We start from the raw sequence: 13,578 nt of genomic DNA on the forward strand, positions 1-13,578 counted from the left end.
GTTACCAAAATTTAAAACATTGTTTAATGGTGATGAAATTGGATTGTCAGATTATTCAAGACAAAGCACATGCAGTAGTTTGCACCTTATAAGAATGGGGCCGGTAAACAGTAGAGAAGATGGATAAATCCGACTACCGATTTGTACCTTACTTTTTTAGGTTCAGAACAAATCGGTAGTAGTATTACTTTCCAGCAACTAGCTTAGCCATTTTTTTAGGGCGGTACTATTTAATTCGTTCTGAATATTTTTGGCTTCAGGCGTATATAAAAATTCCAGTTCACTGGCGAAATGGGCACTCACTTTATCGCGAACCATTTTCATGGTGGCATTCAACATTTTATTATCGGTTGTAAAAGCCTCGGGCAAAATAGCTACAGTAGCAGGTAGCCATCGTTCGGGGAACGATCCTTCGAATTTGCCACCCTTTTTATATTCGTTAATTTCGTTCTGAATAATATCTATACCAGCCCGAACTGCCTCATCGCTTTCTTTCTCAATTCCGCGGTTTTTAAGTTCCCGGTTAATGGCTTCCATTTCTGGTACTATCATTCCAACCGTATAAGGATTTTGATTGTTGTAAAGCATTACCTGCTGGATGTAAGGCGATTGATCTACCAGCGCTTCTTCAATGCCTTCCGGACTGTATTTCTCGCCGTCGTTACCAATAAGCAAACTTTTAAAACGGCCCAAAACATACAAGAAACCATCGTCGGCCATATAGCCCATATCGCCCGTGTGTAACCAGCCATTAACTAGAGTTTCAGAAGTGGCAGTGGGGTTATTCCAATAGCCTTTCATTACATTATCGCCTTTTACGGCAATTTCGCCTTTTTGTCCGTTTGGCAGTTCGTTTCCGTCCTCGTCAATTATTTTTATTTCCAGGTTTTTTACCAATTTTCCTGATGAACCAAATATAACATCATGCGGCACGTTTGATGAAATTACAGGTGCAGCCTCAGTAAGGCCGTACCCTTGGCAAATAGGTAAGCCAACGGCATAAAAGAACCGTTGTAATTCAACATCGAGCAGAGCACCACCCCCGATAAAAAACTTCAGGTTCCCACCAAAGCCGGCGCGCACTTTCGAAAAAAGAATCTGGTCGAATAGCCAGTACAGTGGTTTAAGTAAAAAGCGCCAGCCTTTTCCCCTGTTATTGCCATATCCGTTGTGTGCATAAGCAACTTTTAGCGCAAACTGAAAAACTTTATATAAAAACTCTCCTTTTTTGCGTATTCCTGCTTCAATGTTTTTTCTGAAAGTTTTTGAATAGGCAGGAACACTCATCATTAAAGTTGGTTTTATTTCCTGGATGTTTTTAGGAATATTGCGCAATGTTTCCATGGGAGAGTTGCCTATTTCAACCGAGGCAATACTGGCTCCTTTGTACATAAAAACATAAAGGCAGGTGGTGTGTGCAAAAGCATGGTCCCAGGGTAAAATGGCCAGCGTTATCCATTCTGATTGCATATCGAGCAAAGAGTTGGATTGTACCACATTTGCAGCGTAATTAAGATGGGTAAGCATAATTCCTTTTGGGTCGGCTGTAGTTCCCGATGTGTATGAAATATTGGCAACATCATCTGCTTCTATGGCCTTCCAAACCGATTCAGTTAGCTGCTTGTTTTCTTTGCGGTAACTGGCACCATTTCTTAAAAGCTCGTCATAGTTAATATCATTTTCACCCGGATTTTCTTTCCCGTCAATATAAATTACTTTTTCCAGGTCGGGCAGTTCATCCCGAATTTCTTCTACCTTTTCGGCATGCAATTTTGATACAAAGATATACTTGCTGCCACTGTGTTTAATACGAAAAGCCAGTTCGTTATTTTGTAAGCGAATAGAAAGCGGGACATTTATTCCGCCGGCGTAGAGCATGCCTAATTCGCTAATTATCCAGTCGTTACGTCCATCGGCAACCAGTGCTGCCCTGTCTCCTTTTTTAAAACCAAGTTGTATGAGTCCGGCAGCCAAATCCAATACCTTTTCGCGGGTCTGCTTGTAGGTGGTGGGCTGGAATTCACCTTTTGTTTTTTCCCATAAATACGGATTGTCGGGGTAGTTGGCAACTGCCGTTTCAAATAGTTCAACAATGGTTCTCATTCGTTTTATTTTATTTATTTAGTATTCGTTACACAGCTTTAAACGGTGTATCCTGGTAATTAAAAATTACCGGCCGGCCGATTTTAGCCAATCAGCGCTTCTAATTCATAAGATTAATTGAATTTTATGCGCTTTTGCTGTAAATTTTAATTGCCTGTTCGCTCTCAAAAATATAAAAATTCCCGGAAGTACCTTGGTTGGTACATTGGCATAAAAAATGCCCTTTCGGGCATTTTCTTTTATTCGGTAATAAATTTATAAATTGTTTTCTGGTCGTATAGCTCTCCGGGTTTTAATACGGTGGTCGGAAAGTTCTTGTGATGCACCGAATCCGGATAGTGTTGCGTTTCGAGTGCAATACCCGAAAAACTGCCAAATTTCTTCTTGCCGTCTAAGGTCAATTCCGGATTCCAGTAACCGGTATAAACCTGCATTCCGGGTTGTGTGGTGTATACCTCTATTTTGCGTCCGCTTTTTGCTTCACAAAGAGTGCCGGCATGTATTAATTCGCCTTCTTCGTTATCGAAAACAAAATTGTCATCGTAACCCATTTCCAATCCTGCAGCGTTTAATTTTTTTGCCGAGGTAAAATCAAATGCAGTACCCACCACCGGAACAATTTTGCCGGTTGGTATCTGTTCTACCATTTCCGTCATTTTTGTGGCGTTTAGTTCCAGTTCGTGGTTTAATACGTTTTCTTTTTGGCCACTTAAGTTAAAATAGCTGTGGTTGGTTAAGTTTACCACTGTAGTTTTATCCGTTTCAGCAAAATACTGAATGCTTAAATCGTTGTTTTTATTTAATGTATAAATGCAGGTAACCTTTAAATTGCCGGGATAGTTTTCTTCGCCATCGGGGCTGAGGTAGCTAAGTTTTACACCAACCTCCTCAGTCGTGTCTATTTGCTCGGCGTCAAAAAGTTTTTTATCAAAACCTTCCAAACCTCCGTGTAAATGATTGGGGCCATTGTTAATGGCCATTTCGTAGCTGGTACCCTCAATTTCCAGTTTTCCTCCGGCAATACGGTTGCCAAAGCGGCCGATTATAGCTCCAAAATACGGATAGCTGCCCAGGTATTCTTCGCTCAGGTAGTTTTCAAGTTTGTCAAAACCACAAACAACATTTTCAATGCTGCCATTTTTATTAGGCATATCCACTGCTGTTATTATGGCTCCGTAGTTGGTAATTTTTACGGTAATATCGTTGTTACTCAGAATAAAAAGAGTGGCTTCGCGGCCGTCTTTTAATGTGCCAAATTTTTGTGAAGTTATTTTCATTTTAATCAAATTATATGTTTTTTCAACCCGATTGGTACCCCGTAAATTAACTGCTTTTGGTTTTGGCTAATTTATCGGTGCTTCTAAATTTCAATTGTTTATTAATCTTTTCAATCCTATTTTTTAGGTGTTACAAGGTGTATATTTTTTTCAGCATAGACATCGAAATTACTGTTTTTCTTGTATTTGTATATTTATTAGTTACAATTTGCAGCGAACCATAAGCTTAGGCTGTGTTAGTCAGAGTGGTCACCGCCCCGGTTTTTTCAGTTGCAAAAATGCAAAAATCAAAAAATTAACTGGTAGGTACTGGTGGTGTTTTAAAACATTATTTTCTGAAAAAAATCTACTAATTTTGCAGAAAGCTTAACTAAATGCCAAGAAAGAAAGTTATATCCATCAATCCAAAAACATCTGTACCCAAATACCGGCAATTAATTGATTCAATTTTGTCAGCTATTGAAAGAAAGACGCTGAAAAAGGGCGATAAGGTACCCTCGATTAATCAGATTTGTGCCGAATTTAAATTGAGCAGAGACACGGTGATGTTTGCTTTTAACGAATTAAAAGCAAAAGGAATTTTAAAAAGTCAGCCCGGTAAAGGGTATTACATTGCAAGCACCGAGATTCAGGTAGAGGAGCGCGTGTTTGTGTTGTTCGATGAATTTAATGCGTTTAAAGAAGATCTTTACAATTCGCTCATAAATTCGCTGAAGGGCAAAGCTACAGTGGAGGTTTATTTTCATCATTTTAACTACAAGGTATTTAAAAACCTGATTGCCGAAAGTGTTGGAAATTATACCTCGTACATTATTATGCCGGCAGCTTTTGATAATACCAACCATTTATTATCAAAATTACCGCAAGACCGTGTTTATATAATCGATAGAAAAAAAGCAGATTTAGAGCGCTACCCGGTGGTTTACCAGGACTTTGAACAGGATTTTTACGATGCCCTTGTTGAGGGGAAAGAACTAATTGAAAAGTACAGAAGACTTGTTTTTGTAAATCCGGGAGGCAAAGAACCGGTGGAGCGGTCACGGGGATTCGAACGTTTTTGTCAGGAGAATAATTTTAAATACGAAATTGTAAAATCGTTAGCAGGAATCAAGCCCTCGTTGTGGGAAGCCTACTTTTTAATTTCGGACCGCGATTTGGTGGAAATGGTAAAGATTGCGAAATATTGTAAGTTTAAACTGGGTAAGAAATTTGGAATCGTTTCTTTTAACGATACCATGTTGAAAGAAGTGGTAGCAGGCGGAATTACAACTATTTCTACCGATTTTAATGAGATGGGCAAAACCCTGGCAAATATGGTGTTATCGCGCGACAAGTCTCAAATACGCAATAAATCGCGCATGATTTTCAGAAATAGTTTATAAATGTTAAATCTGCTGTGTAACATCTTTTAAAGAAGCCTTGCGCTAGCTTTAAAAATTATATTTGTACCCACCAGTACCTACCAGTTGGTAAAATGAATAACTATAATAAAATCAATAACAAATTATGACAAAAATTGGTACATTAAACGAGAAGATTAACGGTGGAGAGAATCCGTTATTTAAAGAATTATATGGCAGCGATGCCTCGGAATTGAAACTGCAGGCTGAGCGTTATGCCAACCTGATGGGGGAGTTTGAAAAAACATTTGGAAACGACGATGTAGCTCTTTTTAGCTCGCCAGGCCGTACTGAAATTGGTGGCAACCATACCGACCATAACTTTGGCCGTGTTTTGGCCGGGGCTGTAAATCTTGACAATATTGCTGTTGCTGCTGCAAACGGAACAGGTACTGTTCGTATAAAATCAGCAGGATATCCTGAATTTCAGGTAGAGCTGAGCAACTTCGAACCCAATGAAGACGAATTCTATACTTCTACTTCGCTGGTGAAAGGAATTGCCGCAAAAATGAAAGAAAACGGCTACGAAATTGGCGGTTTCGATGCCTGTATTGAGGGAAGAGTTCCAAAAGGCTCGGGGCTGAGTTCTTCAGCTTCATTTGAAGTTTTAATAGGTGCGATTTTTAATGCTTTGTTTAACGATGGCAAAATGGGAGCTGTTGAAAATGCAATTATCGGGCAATGGAGTGAAAACAACTACTTTGGCAAGCCTTGTGGTTTAATGGATCAAACAGCCTGTTCGGTGGGTGGTTTAATTACCATCGATTTTGAAGATCCTGCAAACCCAATTGTAAAAGAAGTAGATTTCGACTTTGTTTCAACGGGTTACTCCCTGGTAATTACCGATGTTGGTGGCGGTCACGACGATCCTGCATCACAGGCAGAATACGCATCGCTGCCAACCGAAATGAAATCGGTTGCTGCCGAATTGGGTGCTAAAGTACTCCGCGAGGTTACTTTGGAGCAAATAGTTGATAAAATTCCTGAGCTGCGCGAAAAAGGTATTAGCGACCGCGCAATACTTCGTTCGTATCATTTCCAGGGCGATAATGCTCGTGTGGTAAAACAAGTTGAAGCCTTGGAAAACAATGACTTTGATGCATTTTTACAAATGGTTGTGGAGTCGGGTTACAGCTCGTATATGTACAATCAGAATATTTTTGATGTGGTTCATAAAGACGAGCAAGTGGTTTCGCTTGGTTTGGCTTTAAGCGAGATGGTATTAAAAGGAAGCGGTGCCTGGCGTGTACATGGCGGTGGCTTTGGTGGTACCATTCAAGCATTTGTTCCGCAGGATAAACTGGATGAATATGTAAAAATACTAGAGCACGTTTACGGACAAGGCTCATGTCATAAATTGTTTATCCGTTCAAACGGATCAATAAAACTTGACTTATAGAAAACGCCGGCCAATCCAGGTCGCTTTTTATAGCGAAGGATGAGGTAATTAAAAAATGTGCCTTTATACTTCGCAATTTCAAACGATATTTTAACTTTGAGGCCGAATATCAGACTTATCCCGATCCATATCGGGATAAGTTCGTTATCGACCTAAATTATAACTGACATAATAGATTCGATGAGTTTTAACATAGAAGACCATCCCCATAAAAGATATAACCCGTTAACAGGCGATTGGATTTTGGTATCGCCACACCGGGCGAAAAGACCCTGGCAGGGGCAGGTTGAAAAACCGGTAATTGAAGAAAGACCCAAGTACGATCCGAATTGTTACCTGTGTGCCGGAAACGAAAGAGCTGGCGGAAAAGTAAATCCTGATTACAAAGGAACTTTTGTTTTTACCAACGATTTTAGTGCTTTGTTAACCGATACGCCTGAGGGAGGTATTGATGACGGAGAACTGTTTCAGGCAGAAAGCGAAAGTGGTATTTGTAAGGTAATTTGTTTTAGCGAAGACCATAGTCTCACCATTCCGGAAATGGAGGTGGAAGATATACGGAAAGTAGTTGATTTGTGGTGCGAACAATATAGCGAGCTGGGTGAAAATCCGGCCATTAATTATGTGCAGATTTTTGAGAATAAAGGCTCGATAATGGGCTGCTCAAATCCGCATCCGCACGGTCAAATCTGGTCGTCGAAAGGTATACCTACCGAACCATCAAAAGAGTGTAAAACACAAAAAGCATATTTCGATAAACATGGTCGCACCATGCTGGCTGATTATGTGAATGCCGAACTTAATAAACAAGAGCGCTTGCTGGATCAAAACGATTCGTTTGTAGCCTTAATACCATTTTGGGCGGTTTGGCCTTTTGAGGCAATGATAATTAGCAAACGGCCCGTGCAGAATATTCTGGAGCTTAGCGATAACGAGCGTACTGATTTGGCTGATATTTACAAAAAGCTAACGGTAATGTACGATAACCTGTTTGAAACATCATTTGCATATTCTGCAGGTTTACACCAGGCCCCTACCGATGGACAGGACCATCCGGAGTGGCATTTGCACATGCATTTTTATCCACCATTATTGCGTTCGGCAAGCGTTAAAAAGTTTATGGTAGGATACGAAATGTTGGGAACACCACAACGCGACATTACTGCCGAAGGGGCTGCCAAACGATTGCGCGATTTACCAAAAATTCATTTTAAAAAGAATTAATTACTACTAAAATCAATACAAAATCATTATGGAAACGAAAAATCAAAATCGTACAGTTCCTATTATTATGATGATCCTACTCTTTGGTATGATCTCATTTGTTACCAACCTGGCAGCACCTATGGGAGTTGTTTTAAAAGCTCAGTTCGGAGCCAGTAACTTTCAGGGGATGATGGGTAATGCAATGAATTTTATTGCATACGCCGTTATGGGAATTCCGGGTGGAATTTTATTACAACGAATTGGCTACAAAAAAACAGCCCTAATTGCCATTGCAGTTGGTTTTATTGGCGTCGGAATCCAATATCTTTCGGGTTATGCCAGCGAAACATCTGCATTTTCTGTTTACCTGGCAGGTGCATTTGTGGCCGGTTTTTCAATGACTTTATTAAACACAGTTGTTAATCCCATGCTTAACACTTTAGGTGGTGGAGGCAACAAAGGTAACCAGCTTATTCAGGTTGGAGGTTCATTCAACTCTGTAATGGCTACTATTACTCCAATATTTGTTGGTGTTTTAATTGGTGAAGCTGCAAAAGCGAGAATTTCTGATATTTTTCCGGTAATGTACATTGCAATGGGGGTGTTTGCCCTTGTTTTCTTTGTATTGTTATTTGTAACTATTCCTGAGCCAACTTTGGAATTTGCCAAAGAACCTATGAAAAACCTAATGGCTGGTGCAATGAAATTTCGCCATTTTGTTTTGGGTGCGGTTGCCATTTTTGTATACGTAGGTGTAGAAATTGGTGTGCCCGGAACAATGATTCTTTGGTTGTCGGAACCAGGTGGAGTTGGAATGAATGCTGGCGTGGCAGGTTCTATTGCCGGGGCTTACTGGATGTTAATGCTGGTTGGTCGTCTGACAGGAGCAGCTATTGGTGGCAAAGTTTCAAGTAGAACCATGTTAACTGTGGCGTCAGGCCTGGGGCTAATTTTAGTTCTTGCTGGTATTTTTATGCCCGTATCGGCAAGCGTTAGTCTGGGTGCTTTTGGTGTTGACCAAATACCCGTGAAAGCTCTGTTGTTTGTATTGGTTGGTTTGTGTACTTCAATTATGTGGGGGGGTATTTTTAACCTTGCAGTTGAAGGACTGGGAAAATACGTTGCAGCAGCCTCCGGTATTTTTATGACAATGGTTGTAGGTGGTGGATTGGTTCCATTGGTGCAAAATGCAGTTGCTGATGCCGCCGGATTTATCCCAAGTTACTGGGTAATGGTAGTTTGCCTGGGTTATCTATTCTTTTATGCTGTAATTGGAAGTAAAGTAACCAAGCGTGCCGATTAATTTTTGAATACTTTTTCCCTTGTTTTGGGAAGAAATATATATCAATTCGGGATTATCCCACATGAAGCCATCTGTTGTTGCAGATGGCTTTTTTTGTGGAAAAAAATAAATGAAGCTATATCCACCTACATTTTTTTTATTTTAGCACTACTTAATCACTGTTATGTACGATATTATTGGAGATGTGCATGGGTATGCCACCCTGTTAAAAAAGCTGTTGCTTGAAATGGGGTATAAAAAAACAAATGGTAGTTTCTCTCATGAATCGCGAAAAGCCATTTTTGTTGGAGATTTTATAAATCGCGGACCAGAGATACGAAAAACAATTCGAATAATAAAGGCAATGGTTGAAGCCGGACATGCCTATGCTGTGCTGGGAAATCATGAGTTAAATGCCATAATATACCACCTGAAAGATAAACAAGGACGCTCGATTATAAATAAACCCAGCAAGTATTTTCTTTCCTTATTTAAAACGATAAACGAATATTCCGCACAATCGCTCGAGTGGCGCGAAAACCTGAAGTGGTTGCGCACCTTGCCCTTGTTTTTAGATTTTGGCGAAATAAGGGTAGTACATGCCTGTTGGAGCGACCAGGCCATACAAACTGCAGCTGGTTTATACGAGGATGGGAGATTACGAAAAAAAGTTTTCCGGAAAGTTTATAAAAAAAACAATTCAGAGGAGGCTAAATGTGTGTGGTTGCTGACAAAAGGTATAAACATGAATATGCCGTCAGATTTGAGGGTAATGAACAATAAAGGGGTTTCTCCGCGTTCATTTCGTATAAAATGGTGGGAAAATCTGGCCGGATACGATTTTAGAACCGCTTCCTTTGAAAGCAAATTTACGATGCCTGCCTATACCATACCCAAAGAGATTGTTCCAGCGACCTTTCCTTATCCCGAAGATGCCCCAATTTTATTCTTTGGACATTATTGCCGCGGGGTAGGTCCGTACCTGATAAAACCTAATATTTGTTGTGTAGATTCATGTGTTACCGGTACAAAATCGCTTTTAGCCTACAGGTGGAGTGGAGAAAAAGAGCTAAATATGAATCATTTAGTAAAAATGAGTATGTAAATTGTGTTGTAATAAGTTGAAATATAGCGTGTTGTGTAAAAGTGTAAAAAAATATTTTTTTGTATTGCAGGTAAAAAAAGAAAGTATATATTTGCATCACCTTTGCAAAGGGCAACTAGCCCGTTAAAAGGGAAAAGTTCTAAAAAAACGGTGGCGTAGTTCAGTTGGTTAGAATGCCGGCCTGTCACGCCGGAGGTCGCGAGTTCGAGTCTCGTCGTCACCGCTTAGTCTCTTAGACAAAAAATAGACAAATGATGAAAAGGAGTGTAAAACAGAGAGTTACACTCCTTTTTTATTTTGTGTAATGCCATTAAAAGGACAAATAAATTCCAAAAAACGACAAAGATAGGATACCAAAAGGTTACACATTTTTGAAAAGTGTTTTCTGTAATCATTTTTGCTATAAGTCTTTGATATGTAGTGTTTTGACTTTGCGTAACTAGCTTAGTTAGTACAGTTTTCATCTTAAAATTAAGCATCATGAAGAGTATATTTAAGATTTTATTTTGTGCCTGTAAAAATTACGTTACCAAAGACGGGGATCTTGGAATTATGGTTCGCATTTCATTAAATGGTCAAAGAACGCAGTTTAGTACGAAATTGCAGTACCCCTTGGTTTGTGGAATACCGCCGCTAACCATACTATTGAAGTTTAATTGTTTCTAATATTTCTTCTGCCAATACATCTATGTTGGTTTTGAAATAATTCCGGAGTAAAAACAACTAATCAATAACTTTTTTGTACTTGTAAAATAGATTTAGTCAGGGCAGGTGCTTCCATAAAATAATAACGGCTTAATAAATACGACGTACTAGTGGAATAGCTTATTGTAGAATTTGAACAGATTAACTCTTGTTTCTGAGTCGAAATTTTTTCGGAGTAAATCCGGTCTTTTGTTTAAACAACCTGCAGAAATAATAGTCCGATTCAAACCCAATTTCAAACGCAATTTGTTTCGAAGTGAGTTTGGTCTGCACCAGCATGTTTTTGGCTTTCTCAATTTTTAAGAGAATAAAATATTGGTTAGGAGCAAAGCCAGTATGCTTTTTAAAATCTGACCTGAATTTTGAATAGCTCATACCAAGTGTTTTCGAGAGTCGTTCAAAATCTATTGTATTATCAATGCGTTCATTCATAATATGTATGGCTTTTGAAATGGAAGGTTGGTGCTGAATTTTATGATTCTGGCTTTGTTGAATATTGCAAATTTCGGCTAACAGCTGAAAGCAAATACCCGATGCAGAGCGTTGGTAGCCAAAGGGTTCGTTACTGATTAATTGAAATAAGCTTGAAAATTGCTTTACTATCAGTTGGTTGCCGCAGTTTTTTATAATTCCCGTCTCATTTTTAAACAAAGAATTATTCATGATGGAATCTGCCAGGTCACCTGAAAACCCAACCCAATGTTCGGTCCAGCCTGTTTTTTGAGAGGGGCGGTAGCGGTGCCATTCTCCCGGAAATAATAGAAAGCCATCACCTGCATTAACGTTTACTTTGCCTGTTAATTTATACGGTTCGCGTGGAGCAAACGGGGTGGTAATTATTACAACCAAAAGTGGCAAAGGAATGGCCGGTGGTGGTATTGAGTACAGCACATCTATGGGAGTAAGTACTGTCTCAAAAAGATACGATGTGTTGGAACCTGAAGAATATTTAAATGCAATTGACGATTTAGGCGGTAACTCTGCCTCGCTCGATGCCGGTTACGATACCGATTGGCAAGACCAGATCTACCGAACTGGTATTTCGCAAACGCATAACCTTTCTTACAGCAGCTCATCAGCAAAAGGAGATTACCGTGCGTCAATGAGCTATTTTAAGCAAAATGGTATTATCGAGGAAAGTTCGCTTGAACGGTTCACTGCCAGAATTAACGGTAACCGCAACTATTTCGATGATAAACTGAAGTTTTCTACACAACTTACCGTTTCAAATGTAAAAGACCAGGGAGTACCGATTGGAAACACACCAAACCATTATGGCGATCTTATTGCATCGGCCCTTTATATGAACCCAACCGAGCCCGTATATTTAGAAGACGGATCACTAAATCAACCATCGTACGATCGGTTGAATCCCTTAGCCATGCTGGAGTACAGTGCAAATAACACCAGTACTTTGCGTGCCTTACTCAGTTTGTCTGCTGAATATCAAATCACCAAAGATTTATCTATCAAAACCATTTATGGTTACGATATGTCAAAATCAGACAGAACATACGCGTACTCTCCGTTATTGTATGCAAATGGAATTTGGGAGAATGGCCGTGCCGGATTAACTACTATTAGCATGGATAATGGCCTGTGGGAAAATTTTATCAATTACAAGAAAACGTTTGACCAGGTAGTATTTACCGGATTATTGGGCTACTCTTACCAATTTTTCAATACAAAAGGTTCAAATATGAACGCCGGTAAATTCAGGTTTGACGACCTGGATCTGATGATGAACAATATGGCATCAGGCGAATCGATTGTTGGTAACACCTGGAAATCGAAAGATGAATTGCAATCGTATTTTGCCCGTTTAAATTTTGTGGCTAAAGATAAATGGTTGGTAACAGCTACCGTTCGAGCCGATGGTTCAACCCGGTTTGGTACCAATAACAAATACGGTTACTTCCCGTCAATGGCATTGGGGTATCGTTTGTCGGAAGAAGATTTTATTCCTGAATCAATTTCGAATTTGAAAATTCGTTTGGGATGGGGGATTACCGGTAACCAGGAGATTCCACATAACTTATATTCGCAACGTCAGCGTTACGGAACTTCGGGTATTACCAATAGCGGCGATATAAATATTGGAACCTTGTACAATGTTACATTTGCAAATCCTGATTTGCAGTGGGAAACCACAAAACAGTTTAATGGCGGTATCGATTTTGGTTTTAACGATAATAAAATCAGAGGTACAGTTGATTTCTACCACAAAACCACTACCGATCTGTTAATACAGCAACGAAGCGCACAGCCTGCTCCGCAATCGTACTTCTGGACAAACCTGGATGCCAACATTATTAATGCGGGTGTCGACTTTTCTTTATCAGCCGATTTAATCTCAGGTCGTGATTTTAGCTGGGAATTTACTTCAAACCTAAGTTACAATAAAAATGAAGTAAAAGATTTTGCAACTACAATTGAAACGGGTAGGCTCGACGGACAAGGGCTTACAGGCGTTTTTGTTCAACGTATTGCAAATAAGCAGCCAATGTATGCCTATTTCCTACGTATTTTTGAAGGATTTGACAGCAACGGACTGGCTGTGTACAAAGAAGATAAACCAGTGTATACCGGAGATAGCCCAATACCTAAAGTAAGCATGGGGCTAACCAATACTTTCAGGTATAAAAATTTCGATTGTAACGTTTATTTGAACGGACAGTTTGGCCATAAGATATACAGCAATACAGCCAATGCTTTCTTTTATGCAGGTAACCTGGCTATCGGACGAAACGTACCTAGTTATATTGTCGGAAACGGAGAAGCTGCAGTGAATACCGCCGATCCATCAACACGATTTTTAGAAGACGGCTCATTTGTTCGCTTGCAGGATGTTACACTGGGGTATAATATTCCGGTGTCGAAAATAAAGAACATTTCGAAATTACGCTTGTCGTTAACAGGCCAGAATTTATTTGTAATTACAGATTACAGCGGACAGGATCCGGAGGTAAATGTAAACAAAGCTAATAATGGTGTTCCTTCTTTGGGAATTGATTACACCACTTATCCGCGTTCAAGAACAATACTAATGGGGCTAAGTGTACAATTCTAAAACAAAAAAAATGATTGACATGAAAAGAGAT

Annotated in this window: 9 protein-coding genes and 1 tRNA gene; 7 read left to right on the forward strand and 3 right to left on the reverse strand. The window is 39.6% G+C overall.

The features are described 5' to 3' along the window. Window positions 1-198 precede the first annotated feature (198 nt). Together QZ574_RS02160 and QZ574_RS02165 are read right to left on the reverse strand one after the other, a co-directional pair. Window positions 199-2,103 (reverse strand): AMP-binding protein, encoded by a 1,905-nt coding sequence (locus QZ574_RS02160; protein ID WP_297086304.1) that lies wholly within the window; start codon window positions 2,101-2,103, stop codon window positions 199-201. Between the two features lie 239 nt (window positions 2,104-2,342). After that, entirely contained in the window at window positions 2,343-3,380 is a 1,038-nt protein-coding gene (locus QZ574_RS02165) for an aldose epimerase family protein (RefSeq protein WP_297086306.1), read from the reverse strand. Between the two features lie 374 nt (window positions 3,381-3,754). Here QZ574_RS02165 and QZ574_RS02170 point away from each other — a divergent pair, with 374 nt between their 5' ends. From QZ574_RS02170 to QZ574_RS02195, 6 genes are all read left to right on the forward strand, one after another. Beyond that, window positions 3,755-4,762, forward strand: coding sequence for a GntR family transcriptional regulator (locus QZ574_RS02170; RefSeq protein ID WP_297086307.1), 1,008 nt, complete (start codon window positions 3,755-3,757; stop codon window positions 4,760-4,762). 124 nt (window positions 4,763-4,886) lie between these two features. After that, on the forward strand, window positions 4,887-6,179 hold the full coding sequence (locus tag QZ574_RS02175) for a galactokinase family protein (RefSeq protein ID WP_297086309.1): 1,293 nt from the start codon (window positions 4,887-4,889) through the stop codon (window positions 6,177-6,179). A 180-nt stretch (window positions 6,180-6,359) separates the two neighbouring features. Then, window positions 6,360-7,403, forward strand: coding sequence for a UDP-glucose--hexose-1-phosphate uridylyltransferase (locus tag QZ574_RS02180; protein ID WP_297086312.1), 1,044 nt, complete (start codon window positions 6,360-6,362; stop codon window positions 7,401-7,403). A 28-nt stretch (window positions 7,404-7,431) separates the two neighbouring features. Beyond that, window positions 7,432-8,688, forward strand: coding sequence for an MFS transporter (locus QZ574_RS02185; RefSeq protein WP_297086315.1), 1,257 nt, complete (start codon window positions 7,432-7,434; stop codon window positions 8,686-8,688). A gap of 163 nt (window positions 8,689-8,851) precedes the next feature. After that, entirely contained in the window at window positions 8,852-9,772 is a 921-nt protein-coding gene (locus tag QZ574_RS02190) for a metallophosphoesterase (RefSeq protein ID WP_297086317.1), read from the forward strand. 149 nt (window positions 9,773-9,921) lie between these two features. Further along, window positions 9,922-9,995: transfer RNA gene (locus tag QZ574_RS02195), tRNA-Asp, on the forward strand. 623 nt (window positions 9,996-10,618) lie between these two features. On the opposite strand, the gene QZ574_RS02200 is transcribed toward QZ574_RS02195, so the two are convergent. After that, window positions 10,619-11,368: an AraC family transcriptional regulator gene (locus QZ574_RS02200; protein ID WP_297086319.1), complete on the reverse strand. Its 750-nt coding sequence runs from the start codon at window positions 11,366-11,368 to the stop codon at window positions 10,619-10,621. Between QZ574_RS02200 and QZ574_RS02205 the strand changes: the two genes are divergently transcribed. Continuing rightward, window positions 11,307-13,547, forward strand: coding sequence for a SusC/RagA family TonB-linked outer membrane protein (locus tag QZ574_RS02205; RefSeq protein ID WP_297086321.1), 2,241 nt, complete (start codon window positions 11,307-11,309; stop codon window positions 13,545-13,547). The two genes, QZ574_RS02200 and QZ574_RS02205, sit on opposite strands and share 62 nt — an antisense overlap. Window positions 13,548-13,578 lie beyond the last annotated feature (31 nt).

The organism is uncultured Draconibacterium sp., from assembly GCF_913063105.1.
Classification (GTDB): domain Bacteria; phylum Bacteroidota; class Bacteroidia; order Bacteroidales; family Prolixibacteraceae; genus Draconibacterium.